Below are 17,527 nucleotides of genomic sequence, written 5' to 3'. Positions count from 1 at the left end.
TTGGGGGCGGGCGGACAAGAAGCAGACTTAAAAGAAGCAGACTTGAAAAATGGAGGAAAAGTCAGTGTTGAAAAAAATGACAATGGTGCTGGCGGTCTCGGCCGCGGCAATGTGTGCGGCGACCGGTTCCGGCATGGCACAGACCAAGCTGAAATGGGCCCATGTCTATGAGACCTCGGAGCCCTTCCACACCGCGTCGGTCTGGGCCGCGCAGGAAATCGGCAAGCGTACCAATGGGCGCTATCAGATCGACGTTTATCCGGCGTCGCAGCTCGGCAAGGAAGCCGACATCAACCAGGGCCTCTCGCTCGGCTCGGTCGACATCATCATCTCCGGCTCGAGCTTCGCGGCCAAGAGCTTTCCGCCGATCGGCGTGACCTACTATCCCTACACCTTCCGCAACGCCGATCACCTGCTCGCCTACACCAAGAGCGACATCTTCAAGGAACTCGCCAAGGGCTACGAGGACAAGAGCGGGCACCACATCATCGCGGTGACCTATTACGGCGTGCGCCAGACCTCGTCGAACAAGCCGATCAAGACCTGTGCCGACCTCAAGGGCCTGAAGATGCGCGTGCCCGACGTTCCGGCCTATCTGGCGATGCCGCGCGCCTGCGGCGCCAACACTGCGCCGATCGCGTTCGCCGAAGTCTATCTCGCGCTCCAGAACGGCACCGTCGAGGCCCAGGAGAACCCGCTGACCACGATCGAGGCCAAGAAGTTCTACGAGGTGCAGAAGCACATCGTGCTGACCGGCCACATCGTCGACCACCTCAACACGGTGGTCGCGGGCGCGCTCTGGAAGAAGCTCAGCGACGAGGACAAGAAGATCTTCACCGACGTGGCGCAGGAAGCCGCCGCCAAGGCGACCGAGGAGATCAAGCAGAACGAAGCCAAGCTGGTCGCCTTCTTCAAGGAGAAGGGCCTGACCGTAACCGAGGTCGACAAGAACGAGTTCCGCGACACCGTGCTGAAAAACGTCGCTTTCGAGACCTTCGGCTACCGCAAGGCCGACTGGGAACGGATCCAGGACGTGAAGTGACGACGTAGTCGTCATCCCGGGGCGGTCCGTAGGACCGAGCCCGGGATCTCGAGGTTCCGGGTCTGGTGCTGACGCACCATCCCGGAACGACGTGATCAGTTTGAGGAGCAGCCCCATGTCCACCGCCGAAACGCACCGGCAGATCACCGCGGACGAGATCGCCCACACCTTCGAGGAGGAGGCGGCACCTAAGGTCGATCTCGGCATCTACGCTTTCGAGGACTGGGTCGCGCTGGCGATCTTCTGGGTGATGGCGCTCGCCGTCTTCCTCCAGTTCTTCACCCGCTACGTGCTCAACGACAGTTATGCCTGGACCGAGGAGATCGCGACCTACTGCCTGATCGGCGTGGTCTTCATCGGCTCCTCGATGTGCGTGCGGCTGTCGCGGCACATCCAGGTCGATCTCATCTACCGCTATCTGCCGCACCTCGTGGCGCGCGCGTTGTCGACGGTGATCGACCTGATCCGGATCGCCTTCTTCGGCTACGCCATCAAGCTGGTCTGGGTCTATATCCAGATCATCGGCGACGAGTCCATGACCACGATCAATCTTCCCAAGGACTACGTCTACTACGCGGTGCTGCTCGGCTTCGTGCTGATGTTCGTGCGCTCTCTGCAGGTGGCTGTGCAACATTTGCGACAGGGCTATTCGATCCTCGAACGTCCCGGCGCCTACGACGGTTTTGAAGGGTAATTTCATGCTGCTGTTGCTTGGAGGCTTCCTCATCCTGATGCTGCTCGGCGTTCCCGTGGCGATCGCCATGGCCGCGTCGTCGCTGCTCTACATCCTGGTCAGCGGCGTGACGCCCGACGTCACGCTGGCGCAGCGCATGATCGCCGGCGTCGAGAGCTTTCCGCTGCTCGCCGTGCCCTTCTTCATCCTGGCCGGCAATCTCATGAACATCGCCGGCGTCACCGGGCGCATCTACAAGTTCGCCGTCGCGCTGGTCGGCTGGATGCGCGGCGGCCTCGGCCACGTCAACATCATCGGCTCGGTGATCTTCTCCGGCATGTCCGGCACCGCGATCGCGGACGCCGCCGGTCTCGGCACCATCGAGATCAAGGCGATGAAGGACCACGGTTACTCCACGGAGTTCTCCGTCGGCGTCACCGCGGCTTCGGCCACGCTCGGCCCCATCATCCCGCCGTCGCTGCCTTTCGTGATCTACGGCATGATGGCCAATGTCTCGATCGGCGCGCTGTTTCTGGGGGGCGTCATTCCAGGCGTCGTCCTGACGCTGCTCATGATGGCCACCGTCACCTACTTCGCCCACAAGAACAAATGGGGCAGCGATACGCCGTTCTCCTGGCCGCAATTGGGATCGGCGGGGCTCGAGATCGTCGTCGTACTGAGCTTCCCGATGGCCGTCTGGCTTCTGACAGTCGCCGGTCTCTCCACCAATTGGGCAGTTGGGCTTGGCCTGGTCGTGCTGCTCGCGATCGACTGGTACTTCGACTTCTCCGCGGTGATGGCGCTGATGGCGCCAGTGATCCTGATCGGCGGCATGACGCTCGGCTGGTTCACCCCGACGGAAGCCGCGGTCGCCGCCGTGATCTGGTCGCTGTTCCTGGGCCTCGTGCGCTACCGCACCATGACGCTGAAGACGGTCGCGAAAGCGACGTTCGACACCATCGAGACCACGGCGTCGGTGCTGTTCATCGTCACGGCAGCCTCGATCTTCGCCTGGCTGCTCACGGTGTCGCAGGCAGCCCAGATGCTGTCGGACTGGATGCTCAGCATCACCCACAACAAATGGGTGTTCCTGGCGCTCGCCAACGTCCTGATCCTGTTCGTCGGCTGTTTCATCGACACCACGGCGGCCATCACCATTTTGGTGCCGATCCTGTTGCCGATCGTGCTCAAGCTCGGCATCGACCCGATTCATTTCGGTCTGATCATGACGCTGAACCTGATGATCGGCCTGTTGCATCCACCGCTCGGCATGGTCTTGTTCGTGCTCGCGCGTGTCGCAAAACTCTCGGTCGAGCGCACGACGGTCGCGATCCTGCCCTGGCTGGTGCCGCTGATGCTCGCATTGATCGCGATCACATACATCCCCGAACTGACCCTCTGGCTGCCGAAATACATGGGACTTTCCAAATGACATCCACAGCTCTCGCCGCAACCCTGTTCGGCCCCGAAGATCTGCGCATGGTCGAGCATCCGCTCGACAAGCTCGCCGAAGGCATGGTGCGCCTCCGCTTCGGTGCCGGCGGCATCTGCGGCTCGGACATGCATTATTTCCGTCATGCCCGAACCGGCGATTTCGTGGTGAAATCGCCGCTGGTGCTCGGCCATGAGATTTCCGGCGAGGTCGTGGAGATCGCGGGCTCCGCAGCGAACCTGAAGCTCGGCGACCGTGTCGCCGTCAACCCGTCGCGCTGGTGCGGCCATTGCGTCGCTTGCCGCGAAGGCCGGCAAAATCTCTGCGAAAATATCTACTTCATGGGTTCGGCCTCGAAGACCCCGCACATGCAGGGTGGCTTCGCCAACTATTTCGACGCGATCCCGGCGCAGTGCGTGAAGATCCCCGATCATGTGTCCTATCAGGCCGCGGCGCTGGCCGAACCGCTCGCGGTCTGCCTGCACGCGGTCGCGCGTGCCGGCAACATCGAAGGCAAGCGCGGTATCATCTTCGGCGCCGGTCCGATCGGGCTTCTGACCATGCTCGCCGCGCGCCGCGCCGGCATGACCGACATCACGGTCGCCGACATCGCGCCGGCGCCGCTGGCCTTTGCGAGCCGGCTCGGCGCCTCGCACGTCGAGAATGTCGCGGCCGGCGAGGAAGGCCTGAAGGCGCAGGCCGCGTCGCGCCCCTACGATGTCGCTTTCGAAGTCTCGGGCACGGCTGCAGGCCTTGCCAGTGCGATCGGTATCGTCAGGCGCGGCGGCGTTGTGGTGCAGATCGGCAACCTGCCGGGTGGCCAGATTCCGGTGCCGGCCAATGGGGTGATGGCGAAGGAGATCGACCTGCGCGGCTCGTTCCGCTTCGGGCTCGAGTTCATGACCGCGGTGGAGCTGATTGCGGACGGCAGCGTCGACGTGCTGTCGCTGGTCACCGCCGAGCGGCCGCTGTCGACCGCGCCCGATGCGCTGCGGTTGGCGCTCGACCGCTCGCAGAGCGTCAAGGTCGTGCTGACCGCTAACTGATCCCGGAGAATTTTCATGATGCTAGAGGGATGGCGCTGGTACGGGCCCGATGATCCCGTGTCGCTGGATGACGTCAGGCAGGCCGGCGCGACGGATATCGTCTCGGCGCTGCATCAGGTGCCGATCGGCGAAGCCTGGACGCGCAAGGCGGTCGAGGAGCGCAAGAACTTCATCGAGCGCGGCCAGCCTGGCCGCTCGCAACTGACCTGGTCGGTGGTAGAATCGATTCCGATCCCCGACGACGTCAAGCGTCTCGGGGCTAAGGCGACGCGCTCGATCGAGACGTGGATCGCCAGCCTGGAGGCGGTTGCCGCCGCCGGTATCAAGATCATCTGCTACAACTTCATGCCCGTCGTGGATTGGTGCCGCACCGATCTGGAATGGGAGCTGCCGAACGGCGCCCGTGCCATGCGCTTCGACCAGGACCGTTTTGCCGCCTTCGAGCTGCACATCCTGAAGCGCCCCGCCGCCGTCCAGGAGTATTCGCCGGAGCAGCAGGCTCGCGCGAAAAAGCTGTTCGACCAGATGAGCCAGGCCGATATCGACTATCTCGTCATGGTGATCGCCAGCGCGCTGCCGGGCTCGACCACCGAGCCGATGACGATCCCGCAATTCCGCGATCGACTCGAAACGTATCGCGACATCACGCCGAAAATCCTGCGGCAGCATCTCGCCGAATTTTTGGGCCGCGTCACGCCCGTCGCCGAGCAGCTCGGCGTTTCGCTGACGCTGCATCCGGACGACCCACCGCGCCCGCTGTTCGGCCTGCCGCGCATTGCCTCCAGCGCCGACGACTATCAGGCGCTGTTCGATGCCGTGCCGTCAAAGGCGAACGGCATCTGCCTGTGCACGGGGTCGCTCGGCGTGCGTGCCGAGAACAATCTCCCCGCCATGGCCGAACGCTTCGGCCCGCGCATCGCCTTTGCGCATCTTCGCGCGACCAAGCGGGAGGCGGACGGCCTGTCGTTCTACGAGTCCGATCATCTCGACGGCGACGTCGACATGGTCGCGGTGCTGAAGGCGCTGCTGAAGGAGAACGCGCGGCGTTCGCCCGACGCGAGAATCGTGTTCCGGCCCGATCACGGTCATCGCATGCTCGACGACCTCGCGGCTACCAAGCGCACCAATCCCGGCTACACCGCGATCGGTCGCCTCCGGGGCCTAGCCGAACTCCGCGGCGCGATCCGCGCGATCGAGCATCGATAGGAGATCTGCGGCCGTGTGTGAGCGGAGGTGAAAGATGCGCCTGGCACAATGTCATAACTTCCACGACTTCCGGCGACTGGCGCGTCACCGGCTGCCCGGCCCGATCTTCAACTACATCGACGGCGCGGCCGATGATGAGACGACCCATCGCCGCAACAGCGCCAGCTTCGAGCATTGCGACTTGCTGCCCAACGTGCTGCGCGGGGTGCAGCAGGTCGACCTCTCGGTGACGGTCATGGGCCAGAAGCTCGCGCTGCCGTTCTACTGCTCGCCGACCGCCCTGCAGCGGCTGTTCCATCATGACGGCGAACGCGCCGTCGCTGCGGCGGCTGCGAAATATGGCACCATGTTCGGTGTCTCCTCGCTGGGCACGGTGAGCCTCGAGGAATTGCGCAAGACCTACGACACGCCGCAGGTCTACCAATTCTACTTCCACAAGGATCGCGGTCTCAACCGTGCCATGATGCAGCGCGCCAAGGAGGCGGGCGTCGAGGTGATGATGCTGACGGTCGACAGCATCACCGGAGGAAATCGCGAGCGCGATCTGCGCACCGGTTTCAGCATTCCCTTTCGCCTGACGCTTGCCGGCATGCTTCAGTTCGCGATCAAGCCGATGTGGGGCATCCAGTATGTCACCCATGAGAAATTCAGACTTCCGCAACTGGAGGAGCACATCGACATGGGCGGCGGCGCCATGTCGATCGGCCGTTATTTCACGGAGATGCTGGATCCAGCGATGAACTGGGACGATGTCGCGGAGATGGTGCGAACCTGGAACGGGCCGTTCTGCCTGAAAGGGATCATGTCGGTGGAAGACGCACGCCGCGCGGTTGATATCGGCTGCGCGGGGATTGTTCTGTCCAATCATGGCGGACGCCAGCTCGACGGCTCCCGCTCAGGCTTCGATCAACTCGCAGAAATCGTCGACGCCGTGGGTGACCGTATCGACGTGATGATGGATGGTGGCATCCAGCGCGGAACCCATATCCTGAAAGCATTGTCGCTCGGAGCCAAGGCGGTGGGGCTTGGACGATACTATCTCTATCCGCTTGCCGCCGCCGGCCAGCCCGGTGTCGAACGCGCCCTCGGCCAACTGCGCGCCGAACTCGAGCGCGGCATGAAGCTGATGGGGTGCACGTCGATCAGCCAGCTGTCGCGCGCCAATTTGCGCTTCCGGTCCGGGTAGCGCGCCGCGATCACCCGTCCTCAATAGCACGCGGCCATCGCGCCGAGCTTCGGATAGAGCCGGTCGATCGCGGCGATCTCGCTTTTCATCTGTGCGGTGATCCAGTCGCGGATCTCGGCGGCGATGGGCCGCATCGGCCGGTTGCGCGGTGGCAGGAATTCGCAGATGCGGCGCGTGGTGGTGAGCGTGTCGGAGGCCGGCACCAGCGCGCCGGTCAACAGCCAGTGCGAGGCGACCGTCAGCCAACCGAGCGCGATGCCCTGGCCGAGCAGCGCGGCCTGCATCACGACGGCATAGTCCGTGAAGCTCAGCGCCTTGGCCGCACCACGGCGCCCCGTGAGAAGCGACGCGTAATCCGCGGCCCAGTCGCCCGGGGTCTCGGCGAGCCGAATGATGGTGTTGCCCTCGGCGGGATCGGTTTCGCCAAGATAGGCAGGGCTGCACATCGGCAGCATGACTTCCTTCATCACCAGCGTGCCGCCGGATGACGGCTCTTCGCGATCACGGAAGCGCATGCCGAGATCGACATTTTCCACCGGTCCGCGCAGCGCGCCGGAGATCAGCTGGAAGCGCAAATCGACCTGCGGGAATTGCCGCTGCAGCTTGTCGATGCGCGGCATCAGCCAATGCGTGGTGAAGGCGGAGGAGACCGACAGCGTCACCGTCTCGGTGCCCTTGCGGCGCCGCTCGATCTCGACCAGCCCGCTCTCGATGCTGCGAAAGCCTTCGAGCACGCGGCGATATAAGAGTTCGCCTTCCTCGGTGAGCACAGCGCGTCCCGCCTTGCGGTCGAACAGGCGGACGCCGAGATGGTCCTCGAACTGGCCTAGCATCCGGCTCACCGCAGGCTGGGTAACGTTCAGTTCGGCGGCCGCTGCGGTGAAGCTGCCATTGCGCGCCGCCGCGTCGAAGACGAACAGGGCGTTACTTGAAGGCAGCATCCGGCGCAGCTCGGGCATAACGCCATGTTATGAGCCGGGTGAGAATTTGGCAATTGCCGAGTTTTGCCAAGTCTGGTGTCATTGGCATCACAGCCTAAAGACAGGCGTCGAGAGAGAAGATTTGGTGCGGCGCACGCTTCGATCGTGAGTGCTCCAAATCTCTGTCTATAAAGCAGGCTTATGGCGCGCAGTGAGGCACGCCAGCTAACGGCATGGCGAGGTCGATCGTTGGACAAGCGAGCGGAAAGCGTCGAGATCAGATCCGCGAGCAAGGCTTACGGCGCGGTTCGCGCGCTTGACGACGTGTCCCTCAATGTCGCCGCTGGCGAGTTCGTCTCGCTGCTCGGCCCCTCCGGTTCCGGCAAGACCACGTTGCTCGGCATCCTTGGCGGCTTCATCCTGCCATCGAGCGGAACGATCCTGTTCGGCGGCCGCGACGTCACCTGGATGCCGCCGCACAAGCGCGACATCGGCGTCGTGTTCCAGAACTACGCGCTGTTCCCGCATATGAGCGTCGGCGAGAATGTCGCCTTTCCCTTGCGCGCGCGACGGCTGCCGAAGGCAGCCTGGCCGGACAAGGTGCGCGCGGCGCTCGCGATGGTCGGCCTTGCCGGCTACGAAGAGCGCGGCATCGCGCAACTCTCCGGCGGCCAGCGCCAGCGCGTGGCGCTCGCACGCGCCATGATCTTCGAGCCGCGGCTGATCCTGATGGACGAGCCGCTGTCCGCGCTCGACAAGCAGCTGCGCGAATCCATGCAGATCGAGCTGCGCACGCTGCACCAGCGCATCGGCGCCACCATCATCTACGTCACCCACGATCAGCGCGAAGCGCTGACCATGAGCGACCGCGTCGCCGTGATGAGGGACGGCCGGCTGATCCAGATCGACGCGCCCGAGCGCCTGCACGATCATCCCGCGGATTCCTTCGTCGCGAGTTTCATTGGCGAGGCCACGATGCTTCCCGTGCGTCGCGTCGACGCCTCCAGCGTTGCGCTCGGCAATGTCCTTCTGCGCAGCGCCCGGGCCATTCCTGACGGAGACGCGCTGATGCTCGCCGTGCACAGCGAAAAATTGCTGATCGACGACGGCGCGCCGGACGCCGCCTGCAATCAGCTCACCGGCACGGTCACCGACATCGTCTATCAGGGCGAGAGCCTGCGCATCTTCCTGGCGCTTGCCGATGGCATCGTGCTCAGCCTGCGCCAGGCGAGCTATCACCAGGCCTACAGCCGTATCCCGCCGCTCGGCGGCAGCCTCATCGTGACCCTTCACCCCGAGGACACCATCGTCGTGCCCAGGGTGAGGGACTGAACCTAAGCCTTGTCCAACCGAGAGAAGAAGCCAAAATGTCGTCAGCAGCCTCGTTCAGCAATTTCAAGGTTCTCACCTTCGACGTCGTCGGCACCTTGATCGATTTCGAGACCGGCGTGCTCTCCGCGGTGCGCAAGATCTCGGGCAAGTCGCCGGCCGAGCTCAGCGACGACAAGATCTTCGAATCCTACAAGCGCGGCCGCGACAAGCACCACGAGCGTTCGAGCGAAGTGATGTTCCATGTCTATCGCTATCTCGCCAAGGAGCTCGGGCTGCAGGCGGATGACGCCTCCTGCGACGTCTTCCAACTCGCGGTGCTGCGCTGGGGACCGTTTCCGGACTCGGTCGAGGCACTCAAGCGCCTGCGCACGAAATTCCGCCTGGTCGCGATGACCAATGCCGACCGTGTCGCACTGTCTTGTTACGCGCACGCGCTTGGCAATCCCTTCGACGATACCGTGTGCGCCGACGAGACTGGCGTTGCGAAACCCGATCCGGAGTTCTTCGCGTACAACAAGGGCCGCCAGTCCGCTTTCGGCTACAAGCAGTCCGATATCCTGCACGTCGCGCAGAGCCAGTATCACGACATCGGGATCGCGCGGAAACTCGGCTACAAGGTGTGCTGGATCGAGCGCCGCCAGGGCATGGCCGGCTTCGGAGGCACACCGGCCGTGCAGACGCTGACCAAGCCGGACTTCCATTTTCCGACCTTGAAGGCGCTTGCCGACGCGGCCATCGGGCCGGCGGCGTAAGGCATGAGCGGTGGCATGACACGGGACTGGAGCGCGCTGCCATCGGCCAACTCGCTGTGGGTAGCCACGGCCGAGCCGGCGCGCGAGTTTCCGGTCCTGTCGGGCGAGCACCAGGCGGATGTGGTGATCATCGGTGCGGGCTACACAGGTCTGTCCGTAGCTCACCACATCGCCAAGAGCGGTCTGTCGCCGATCGTGCTCGAGGCCAACCGCCCCGGCTGGGGCGCGAGTGGCCGCAATGGCGGCGTGATCACCGCAAAGTTTCGGCTGTCGTTCCGCGAGATCGACGCCGTGCACGGCCGCGCCATGGCGCAGCGCATGTACGGGATCGCGCATGAATCCACCGATATCGTCGAGGAGCTGGTCTCCGAATTTGGCATCACCAGTGCCGCGTTGACGCGCACCGGCCAGGTCAAGGCCGCCCACAACGAGACGACCCTGAAGGCCGCGATCGACGAGGCCAACTGGATGAAGCGCGAGATGGGTGATGCGGAGGTCCGCATCCTCGACAGGGGGCAAGTGCGCGACGAGACCGGCTCCGACATCTTCGTCGGCGGCGTGCTCAATCCCGGCTCCGGCGGCATCCATCCGCTGAATTATCTGCGCGGCCTTGCCGATGGCGTGGCGCGCCGCGGCATCCCCATTTTCCAGGAGTCGCCGGTCGTAAGGCTTCGGCGCGACGACAGCGGCATCGTCGCCGAAACGCCGCAGGGCGCGGTGCGCGCGAAGCAGGCGATCATCGCCACCAACAGCTATTCCGACCTCACCGGCGCGACCGCGAACATGCAGCGCACGCTGATTCCGTTCCGCAGCGCCATCATCGCGACCGACAAGCTGCCGCGCAACCTCGCGGGAAGCCTGATGCCGACCGGGCGTACCTACACCGAGACCAAGCGCATGATGCGCTGGTTCCGGATGGTCGACAACCGCGTGATTTTTGGTGGCCGCGGCGCGTTCGGCAAGCAGGATTCGGAAACCGCCTTCGACGCCTTGCGCAAGGCGATGGTCGGCATCTTCCCGGATCTCGCCGACGTCCCGCTCGCCTACAAATGGTCGGGCCTGGTCGGGATGACGCTGGACTCGGTGCCGCATATCGGCCGGCTCGACGACCGCACGCTGTTCTCGTTGGGCTACAACGGCGCGGGCGTGGCGATGTCGAGCCTGATGGGCCGCTATCTCGCCGCCTTCGTGCGCGGCGAGGCGCCCGAGGTCGGGCTGCTCGACGCGCGACGCATGAAAGCCATTCCGTTCTATCCGCTGCGCGAGCCCGCCGTGCGCATGGTCGCCGGCTGGTACCAGTTTCTCGATGCGATCGGACAGTGACATTTAATTGGTGACAGAGGAGGCGATGATGACGACGAAACGAGATTTTGGATTTGGCTACGCTTTGTTGGGCGGATCACTCGGCTTGTTCGCAACAACCGGCATCGCCGCCGCTGCCGAACAAATCACCTTCGTCTCGCAGGGCGGCGCCTATCAGCAGGCGCAGACGGTGGCGATCCTTGATCCCTCCGCCAAGAAGCTCGGCATCACCATCAACCAGGACTCCATTCCCGATGCCTGGCCCGCGATCAAGACACAAGTCGGCAGCGGCAAGCCGATCTGGGACGTCGTGGATACTCCAACCGGCTATTGCCTGCGCGGCGGCGAGCAAGGGCTGATCGAGAAGCTCGACTTCTCCAAGATTCCGAACGCTGCGGCGATGCCGGAGGCGTATCGCAACCCCTATTCGGTCTCGTACGAGTTCTATTCCAGCGTGCTCGCCTACAGCCAGAAGACCTTCCCGAAAGACGCGCCGAACAGCTGGGTTGATTTCTGGGACGTGAAGAAATTCCCCGGCCGCCGCGCGCTGCGCAACCACCCGATCGCCACGCTGGAGGCGGCGCTGATGGCTGACGGCGTTGCGCCGGACAAGCTCTATCCGCTCGACGTCGACCGTGCCTTCAAGAAGCTGGAAGAGATCAAGCCGAATATCACGGTGTGGTGGACCTCCGGCGCTCAGTCGGCGCAGCTCCTCAACGACGGCGAGGTCGACATGGAGATGGCCTGGAACGGCCGCGTCAGCGCGGTCGCGAAGGAAGGCGCCAAGGTCGCGTTCACCTATAATCAGGGTATCCTTCAGAGCACCTCGCTCTGCATCCTCAAGGGCGCGCCGAATCTCGAGACGGCAGTCAAATTCCTCAACGAGGCCATCGACCCCGTGCACCAGGCCAATCTGCCGCTCAATATCGATTACGGCCCGGGCAATCCCAAGGCGTTCGATACCGGCGTGATCAAGCCCGAGCGCGCCGCGCAATTGCCGAGCGAGCCGGCTAATGCGGCGAAGCAGGCGCTGATGTCCTACGCCTGGTGGTCCTCGCCGGCGGGCGAAGCGGCCGAGAAGCGTTGGGCGTCGTTCATGCAGAAGTAAGCGAAGCGAGGCCGTGTTGACGACATCCGTGCCAGATCCATCGCAAAAGCATCAGCGCCGCGAACACGGCCTGATGCTGGCATTGGTGTCGCCGGCGCTGCTCGTAATTCTCCTGCTGATCGTGCTGCCGGTCGGCTGGCTCGCCTGGCAGTCGATCTACCATGACGGCTTCACGCTGGAGAATTATCGCCGCGTCTTCACCGAAGACATCTACTGGCGCAGTTTTGCGCTGACCTTCGAGATCAGCCTCGCGGTCACATTGATCGCGCTGCTGCTTGGCTATCCCGTGGCCTACCTCGCCAACTCGGTGCCGAAAGGATGGAGCATTCTCATCCTGTCGCTGGTCGTGCTGCCGTTCTGGACCAGCGTGCTGGTGCGTGCCTATGCCTGGCTGGCGCTGCTCCAGCGCACCGGCGTGATCAACCAGCTTTTGCGTTACCTCGACGTGACAAGCGAACCGCTCGCGCTTGTTCACAACACTTTTGGCACGGTGGTCGCGACGGTACACATCCTGTTGCCGTTCATGGTGCTGCCGCTCTACGCCACGATGCAGAAGATCCCGAACGACCTGATGCAGGCCGGCGCCAGCCTGGGGGCGAGCCCGTCGCTCACCTTCGTCCGCGTCTTCCTGCCGCTGTCGCTGCCGGGCGTGCTCGCGGGCTGCACCATGGTGTTCGTGCTCTGCCTCGGCTTCTACATCACGCCGGAACTGCTCGGCGGCGGCCGCACGGTGATGGTGTCGATGCTGGTGAGCCGCAATGTCGAGCTCTACAACCAGTTCGGCGCTGCGAGCGCGGTCGCCGTCGTGCTGCTCGCCAGCGTGCTGCTGATTTTCGCCGTCGTCAGCCGCTTCATCTCGCTCGATCGCATATTGGGGCAGAAATGACGCGATTGTCACCCGCCCGGATCGCCCTCTATGTGATCAGCGCGCTGGTGCTGGTCTATCTGATCCTGCCGGTGCTGATCATCGCGCCGATCTCCTTCTCCAGCGCGCGCTTCCTGACCTTTCCGCCGCCGTCGTTCTCGCTGCGCTGGTATCAGCAGTATTTCTCCAACGCGGCCTGGATGCAGGCGACGCGGGTGACGCTGACGGTCGCTCTCCTGACCGTGGTTATCGCGACGCCGCTCGGCGTTGCCGCCGCCTACGCCATCAGCCAGTCGAAGCTGCGCATCATGCGCGTCATCCATATGGCGCTGCTGCTGCCGCTGGTGGTGCCGATCATCATCACCGCCGTCGGCATCTTCTTCGTCTATGCCAAGGTCGGCCTGGTCGCGACGCTGCCCGGCCTGGTGCTCGCCAACGTGATGCTGGGCCTGCCTTACGTCATCATTTCGGTGCTCGCGGGCCTGCAAAGCTTCGACCCGGCGCAGGAGATGGTGGCGCGCAGCCTCGGCATGAACCGGCTGCGCAGCTTCTTCGCGGTGACCCTGCCGCAGATCAAGTCCAGCGTGGTCGCCGGCGGCATCTTCGCCTTCATCTCGGCGATGGACGAGACCATCGTCGCGCTGTTCATCTCCGGCGGCCAGTATCAGCCGCTGACCAAGCGCATGTTCACCGCGCTCCGCGACGAGATCGACCCCACGATCGCCGCGATCTCGACGCTGATGACGGTGGCCTCCTTCATGCTGGTGCTGCTGGCCAGCGCGCGGCAGAAGAAGAGTGGGTGATTCTTGCTCGTAGTCCTGGCGAAAGCCAGGACCCATTACCCCTGGGAGAACTTGTCGCGCGAGCTGGTCACTCCGAGTCTTCGCCAAAGCGCGCTCGGTGGTTATGGGTCCTGGCCTTCGCCAGGACGACACCGAATGTTTGGCGCGATCCTCGCCCCGTCACCCCTTCGCCGCCAGCCACGCCAAGATCATCTCCACGATCTGCGTCCTGCTCCTCGCCAGCACCCTGGCCTCGCTGAGGTCGCGGTCGAACAGGGCACCGAAAGTGTGGCGGTTGGCGACGCGGAAGAAGCAGTAGGAGGAGATGGCCAGGTGCAGGTCGATGGCGTCGACGTCGTCGCGGAAGACACCTTCCTCGCGGCCGCGCTTGAGGATGCCGTCGAGCGTCGCGATCACGCTGGCGTTGAGCTGGCGCAGCTGCAAATTCTGCTTCAGGTGCTTGCCGTGATGGATGTTCTCGATGCTGACGAGGCGGATGAAGTTCGGATTGCGCTCGTCATGGTCGAAGGTCGCTTCGATCAGGCGCCGCAATCCCTCGCGGGCGTCACAGCTCGCAATATCGAGCTGATCCTCCAGCGCGCGGATGCTGCGATAAGCCTCCTCCAGCACCGCGAGGTAGAGCTGCTCCTTGCCGCCGAAATAGTAATAGATCATCCGCTTCGACGTGCGCGTCCGCGCTGCGATCGCATCGACGCGGGCGCCGGAATAGCCTTCCGAGGCAAATTCCTGCATCGCCACTTCGAGGATGTCGCGCTTGGTGCGCTCGGGGTCGTTGGTGCGCTTCGATAGGGGCGGCATGCGCTCGAGCATCGCTGTTTCTCCCGCCAGTTTCCACGGATCATCTTGAAGGTGAAGGCAAATTTCACCCGCCGGGGCACTGATCCAACGCGTATTGCATAAACGTACTAGTTCGTACATTATGATCCCAAACCAAGGTTGCGGCAACCAGAACCACAAAAACGCGCGCGGCGGACGGCCTGACGCGAACCGCACCGGACACATGGGGAGGAGATTTCAATGACGTTGACGTCAACCGCATCACTGCACGAAGCGTCCGGCGCGGAAGCCACACCGAACAAGCTGCCCAAGCGCGCGGCGCTCGTCAGCTTCGTCGGCAGCATGCTCGAATACTACGACTTCTTCATCTACGGCACCGCGGCGGCGCTGATCTTCCCAAGAGTGTTCTTCGCCAATGTCGATCCTGCGACCGGAACGCTGCTCGCGCTGCTCTCCTTCGGCATTGGCTACATCGCGCGGCCCGTCGGCGCAGTCATCCTCGGCCATTTCGGCGACCGCATCGGACGCAAGACCGTGCTGCTGTTCACGCTGGTGCTGATGGGCGGATCGACGCTCGCGATCGGCCTGTTGCCGGATGCCAAGGCGATCGGCAACGCCGCGCCTGTCATCCTGACGCTGCTGCGCCTGTTGCAGGGCCTGTCGGCAGCCGGCGAGCAGAGCGGGGCGAACTCGCTTACGCTTGAACACTCCGCCAACTCCAACCGCGCCTTCTTCACGAGCTGGACCCTGAGCGGCACCCAGGCCGGCGCGATCCTGGCGACGCTGGTGTTCATTCCGGTGTCGAGCTTGCCGGAAGACCAGCTCCTCAGTTGGGGCTGGCGCATTCCGTTCCTGCTCTCCGCGCTGGTGCTGCTGGTTGCCTATCTGGTACGGCGGACCATGCCGGAAACGCCTGTTTTCGAGGACATCAAGGGCAAGGCGCAAGTTGCGCGCTTTCCCGTCGTCACGCTGTTGCGCGACTACTGGCCCGACGTGCTGCGCGTGATTGCCTGCGCGCTGATCGCGACCGTGAGCACCATGACCGCCGTGTTCACGCTCGGATATGTCACATCCAAGTTCGGCGTGGCACGCCCGACCATGCTGTGGGCCGGCGTGCTCGGCAATGTCACGGCGCTGATCACCCAGCCGCTCTGGGCCCTGCTCGCCGACAAGATCGGTCGCAAGCCGGTGTTCATTGGCGGCGTGCTCGGCTGCGCGGTGCTGCTGTTTCCCTACTTCATGGTGGTGACGTCGGGCAATACGATCGCGATCTTCGCCGCCGCGATGATTCTGTCCGGAATCATCTACGCCGCGCCGAATGCGATCTGGCCGTCCTTCTACGCCGAGATGTTCGATGCGCGCGTGCGCTATTCCGGCACGGCGATCGGCACCCAGCTCGGGTTCCTCGCCGCCGGCTTCACGCCGTTGGTGAGCGCGAGCCTGGTCGGCGAGGGACCAAACGGCTGGATCCCAGTCGCGATCTTCGTCGCCTGCTGCTGCGTGATCTCGGCGGCAGCAGCGGCCACCGCGCGCGAAACCCACAATGTCGACATGGCCGATCTCGGCAAGCGGCGAGCTTGAGCGAAAGACAGGATAGCGATCGCATGCTGACCAACGCAGTTCCGACTACGAATGGGCCGGTTGTCGGCGTCGAGCAGGGGGCCGTGCGTGCCTTCAAGGGCGTGCCGTTCGCAATCGCGCGGCGCTTTGCGAAGCCGGTGGCGCCGGCTGCGTGGACGGAGCCGCGCCATTGCACGGATTACGGTGCATATGCGCCGCAGCCCGGTCATCTCGATCTTGCGATTGAAGAGTCCTGTCTCAGCCTGAACGTCTGGGCGCCGGCGGCGGATCACCCGCTGCCGGTGTTGTTCTTCATTCATGGCGGCGCCTTCGTCACCGGCGGTGGCGCCGATTATGACGGCTCTTTCCTCGCCGCGCACGGCCCGGCCGTCATCGTCACCATCAACTACCGGCTTGGCCCGCTCGGCTTCCTGCAACTGCATCGCCATGGCTTTGGAGAGGCCAACAACCTCGCCATGTCGGACGCGCTCGCCGGGCTCGACTGGGTGCGTGCCAACATTGCAAATTTCGGCGGCGATCCGGACGCAATCACATTGTCCGGCCAGTCCGCTGGCGCCTCCATGGTGATCGCGCTCGCAACCCTGCCGCAGGCCAGAGGCAAGTTCATCCGCGCCCTTGCGCTCAGTGCGCCCGGGCGAAACATCATGAGCGCCGATCATGCCGACGACGTCGCGCGCCGCGTGCTTGAGGAACTCGATCTGGCGGGCGACGCCGGCGCGATCACGTCCGTGCCGCTGCCAACTCTCTTCGCGGCGGTGGAGCGTGTCAGTCGCAGGCTCGCGGACGAGACCGAGGCAGGCACCCTGTTCGGGCCGGTGCTCGACGGCACGGTGATCCCGCATGAGCCGCGCGAGGTCTTTGCCGACGGCAGCTTGTGCGACATTCCGCTCTGGCTCGGTTCCTGCCGCGACGAGATGGCGATGTTCTTGAAGAGCATGCCGCCGGCCGCGATGATCCGCACCACCGAGCGGCAGGTTCGTGCGGCATTCGGAGAGGCCGGCTGGGAGCGCCTGCTGTCCTGTTACCGCGCCACGGCGCGCGTCGACGAGGATCCGTACGAAGCGCTGCTGTCGGATGCGTTCTGGCATCGCCCGATGTCGGATCTTGCGCGGGTTCATGCCACTGCGGGCGGCGCGGTGTGGCTGAGCCGCTTCGACCATCGTCCGGCGCTGGAGCCGTTCCTGTCGCAAGGGCCGACTCATGGTGCCGACAATGCCTGTCTTTGGGCGCATCTGCCAAATTTCATCGATCGCCCGATCCTCAAGCGCATGGGCGGCCCGATGACGCCCGAAGACATCGACGTCGCGGCGCGGTTTCAGGCCAATGTGCTGCGCTTCGTCACGGCTGGCGTGCCGGATATCGCGGAAGCCTGGCCGAGGTTTGAGCCCGCCAAGGAGCCCCTCGCAATCTTCAGTCAGCCGTTCCATGTTATTCCGCTCAACGACGGCGCGCGCTTCCGGGCGTGGGCGGAGCTGACCGCCCGTCCCGGAGCGGTCGCCTGA

16 protein-coding genes are annotated in these 17,527 nt (G+C 64.2%); 14 read left to right on the top strand and 2 right to left on the bottom strand.

The features are described from left to right. Positions 1-82 precede the first annotated feature (82 nt). From JQ591_RS30140 to JQ591_RS30115, 6 genes are all read left to right on the top strand, one after another. Positions 83-1,042: a sialic acid TRAP transporter substrate-binding protein SiaP gene (locus JQ591_RS30140; RefSeq protein ID WP_211399661.1), complete on the top strand. Its 960-nt coding sequence runs from the start codon at positions 83-85 to the stop codon at positions 1,040-1,042. Between the two features lie 115 nt (positions 1,043-1,157). Further along, positions 1,158-1,736: a TRAP transporter small permease gene (locus JQ591_RS30135; protein ID WP_211399610.1), complete on the top strand. Its 579-nt coding sequence runs from the start codon at positions 1,158-1,160 to the stop codon at positions 1,734-1,736. 4 nt (positions 1,737-1,740) lie between these two features. Beyond that, positions 1,741-3,147: a TRAP transporter large permease gene (locus JQ591_RS30130; protein WP_211399609.1), complete on the top strand. Its 1,407-nt coding sequence runs from the start codon at positions 1,741-1,743 to the stop codon at positions 3,145-3,147. Beyond that, entirely contained in the window at positions 3,144-4,193 is a 1,050-nt protein-coding gene (locus tag JQ591_RS30125) for an L-idonate 5-dehydrogenase (protein ID WP_211399608.1), read from the top strand. The genes JQ591_RS30130 and JQ591_RS30125 overlap by 4 nt, the downstream gene beginning before the upstream one ends. 15 nt (positions 4,194-4,208) lie before the next feature. Next, on the top strand, positions 4,209-5,399 hold the full coding sequence (gene uxuA / locus JQ591_RS30120) for a mannonate dehydratase (RefSeq protein WP_211399607.1): 1,191 nt from the start codon (positions 4,209-4,211) through the stop codon (positions 5,397-5,399). A 34-nt stretch (positions 5,400-5,433) separates the two neighbouring features. Then, a complete protein-coding gene (locus JQ591_RS30115) occupies positions 5,434-6,585 on the top strand; it encodes an alpha-hydroxy acid oxidase (RefSeq protein ID WP_211399606.1) in 1,152 nt (383 codons plus the stop codon). 20 nt (positions 6,586-6,605) lie between these two features. Here JQ591_RS30115 and JQ591_RS30110 read toward each other — a convergent pair whose 3' ends face one another. Next, complete coding sequence (locus JQ591_RS30110; RefSeq protein WP_027570516.1) at positions 6,606-7,544, bottom strand: LysR family transcriptional regulator; 939 nt, start codon at positions 7,542-7,544, stop codon at positions 6,606-6,608. A gap of 210 nt (positions 7,545-7,754) precedes the next feature. On the opposite strand from JQ591_RS30110, the gene JQ591_RS30105 reads away from it, so the two are divergent. The 6 genes from JQ591_RS30105 (at position 7,755) to JQ591_RS30080 (ending at position 13,667) form a co-directional block, all read left to right on the top strand. Next, complete coding sequence (locus JQ591_RS30105) at positions 7,755-8,837, top strand: ABC transporter ATP-binding protein (protein ID WP_211399605.1); 1,083 nt, start codon at positions 7,755-7,757, stop codon at positions 8,835-8,837. Between the two features lie 35 nt (positions 8,838-8,872). Next, positions 8,873-9,589, top strand: coding sequence for an HAD family hydrolase (locus JQ591_RS30100; protein ID WP_211399604.1), 717 nt, complete (start codon positions 8,873-8,875; stop codon positions 9,587-9,589). A gap of 15 nt (positions 9,590-9,604) precedes the next feature. Beyond that, on the top strand, positions 9,605-10,912 hold the full coding sequence (locus JQ591_RS30095) for an NAD(P)/FAD-dependent oxidoreductase (RefSeq protein ID WP_249137897.1): 1,308 nt from the start codon (positions 9,605-9,607) through the stop codon (positions 10,910-10,912). Positions 10,913-10,940: 28 nt separating this feature from the next. Further along, entirely contained in the window at positions 10,941-11,999 is a 1,059-nt protein-coding gene (locus JQ591_RS30090; protein WP_211399602.1) for an ABC transporter substrate-binding protein, read from the top strand. Positions 12,000-12,072: 73 nt separating this feature from the next. Continuing rightward, the gene (locus JQ591_RS30085; RefSeq protein ID WP_211399660.1) at positions 12,073-12,885 is read left to right on the top strand and encodes an ABC transporter permease; all 813 of its coding nucleotides are present in this window, start codon (positions 12,073-12,075) and stop codon (positions 12,883-12,885) included. Then, complete coding sequence (locus tag JQ591_RS30080; RefSeq protein ID WP_211399601.1) at positions 12,882-13,667, top strand: ABC transporter permease; 786 nt, start codon at positions 12,882-12,884, stop codon at positions 13,665-13,667. The genes JQ591_RS30085 and JQ591_RS30080 overlap by 4 nt, the downstream gene beginning before the upstream one ends. Positions 13,668-13,826: 159 nt before the next feature. Here JQ591_RS30080 and JQ591_RS30075 read toward each other — a convergent pair whose 3' ends face one another. Continuing rightward, positions 13,827-14,477 carry a TetR/AcrR family transcriptional regulator gene (locus tag JQ591_RS30075; protein ID WP_211399600.1) on the bottom strand — a complete coding sequence of 217 codons (651 nt, stop codon included), beginning with the start codon at positions 14,475-14,477 and terminating at the stop codon, positions 13,827-13,829. 207 nt (positions 14,478-14,684) lie between these two features. Here JQ591_RS30075 and JQ591_RS30070 point away from each other — a divergent pair, with 207 nt between their 5' ends. Together JQ591_RS30070 and JQ591_RS30065 are read left to right on the top strand one after the other, a co-directional pair. Continuing rightward, the gene (locus tag JQ591_RS30070; protein WP_211399599.1) at positions 14,685-16,025 is read left to right on the top strand and encodes an MFS transporter; all 1,341 of its coding nucleotides are present in this window, start codon (positions 14,685-14,687) and stop codon (positions 16,023-16,025) included. A 23-nt stretch (positions 16,026-16,048) separates the two neighbouring features. Continuing rightward, positions 16,049-17,527, top strand: coding sequence for a carboxylesterase/lipase family protein (locus JQ591_RS30065; protein WP_211399598.1), 1,479 nt, complete (start codon positions 16,049-16,051; stop codon positions 17,525-17,527).

The sequence above is a fragment of the Bradyrhizobium canariense genome (assembly GCF_018130465.1).
Taxonomy (GTDB): Bacteria; Pseudomonadota; Alphaproteobacteria; order Rhizobiales; family Xanthobacteraceae; genus Bradyrhizobium; species Bradyrhizobium canariense_C.
Note: the sequence above shows the minus strand (reverse complement) of the source record. Positions and strands in the feature narration are given on the sequence as shown.